The organism is Trueperaceae bacterium, assembly GCA_036381035.1.
In the GTDB taxonomy this organism is placed as follows: Bacteria; Deinococcota; Deinococci; order Deinococcales; family Trueperaceae; genus DASRWD01.
In genome coordinates this window covers 1-1158 of record DASVDQ010000112.1, presented here as the reverse complement: position 1 = coordinate 1158, position 1158 = coordinate 1, and the positions used below count along the sequence as shown (strand labels likewise).

Sequence of the window (1158 nt, the reverse complement as noted above, 5' to 3'; positions counted from 1 at the left end):
CTGTCATGAGTGTCCACAAGAACCGTTGTGCAATATCGTCCTTAACCTCGTTCTTGTTCGGTCCGCTCACAGTCACTCGCGGCTCGAAGAATGACGCATGCACAGTAACAATGTGATCTGTCCAACCGTCATACATGCCCGCATCGTTCATGTGATGAAAAGACGTGCGGAACACAAGCTTACTGTCCGTGCAACGATCCAGGAGGATAAAAGTCGAGCCGTCCAAGCCCGCGCCGCGCGGAAGGTGTGACCTGCACAGTTCAAACAAGCGGTCCTTATGCTGCTCTTTCCAGTCCAAATTACCGCTTTTCTCGCAGTTCCGAATGGCAAGTACCAGGGCCGCCAGTTCATACGCTAGAGTTTTCATATCCTACTCTCCTGTTGTGACGTGCTCGACGTGCAGTAGTACTCAAGACACTCTGTCAGGAGACCATCGAACCGCGAAATGAACTGCTGTTCGCCGCACGAGAGAACATTCAACCCAGAATTCATCTGCCAGGCTTTCGCCTTGGCCGCTTCATCCGGGGCGGCGTATTCCAGCCCGCTCCAATCGCCGTTGATGAGCCCCGACGCCCAATGGGCCGGCAGGGTGACGGTAATGATTTCCATACGTGCGCGGCTCAGCAGTCGTGCGGCTTAGCAGTCGCGATAGCGTACAGTCGTTCCGCGTAGTCGCACGCGGCCAGCATCCATGGATTGTCCGCCCAATACTCCCGCGCTTCAGGCAGCGCGATGTCTGCGCCGTCGCCGGTGATACGCAACACTCCATCTACGGCGTAGGCGTGCAGCGTGTAGCCGCGTAGGTCCGCGCCCAGGTTCAGCACAAATCGTGCGCCGTCGCCGATCCGCGCGCCGTTGCCGATATGCGCATCGTCGCCGAGCCACGTGCCGTTGCCGATCTGCGCGCCGTTGCCGATCTGCGCATCGTCGCCGATCTGCGCATCGTCGCCGATCCGCGCGCCGTCGCCGATATGCGCGCCGATGCCGATCTGCGCATCGTCGCCGATCCGCGCGTAGCTGCCGATCCACGCGTAGCTGCCGATCTGCGCGCCGTCGCCGATCTGCGCATCGTCGCCGATCTGCGCATCATCGCCGATCCGCGCGCCGATGCCGATCTGCGCATAGTCGCCGATCTGCACATCGTCGCCGATCCGCGCG

Annotated in this window: 3 protein-coding genes; all 3 read right to left on the bottom strand. The window is 60.5% G+C overall.

Annotated elements, in window-relative coordinates:
* The coding region (locus tag VF202_13490; GenBank protein HEX7041126.1) for a hypothetical protein at positions 1-367 on the bottom strand (367 nt) is incomplete at its 3' end.
* Entirely contained in the window at positions 364-609 is a 246-nt protein-coding gene (locus tag VF202_13485) for a hypothetical protein (protein HEX7041125.1), read from the bottom strand. The genes VF202_13485 and VF202_13490, both read right to left, overlap by 4 nt.
* An 11-nt stretch (positions 610-620) precedes the next feature.
* Positions 621-1158 (bottom strand): DapH/DapD/GlmU-related protein (locus VF202_13480; GenBank protein HEX7041124.1); only part of this gene is annotated, 538 nt, incomplete at its 5' end.

What these genes read in the sequence shown, in the direction of transcription:
- VF202_13485 (HEX7041125.1), bottom strand. Translation starts at nt 609, where the DNA reads ATGGAAATCATTACCGTCACCCTGCCGGCCCATTGGGCGTCGGGGCTC.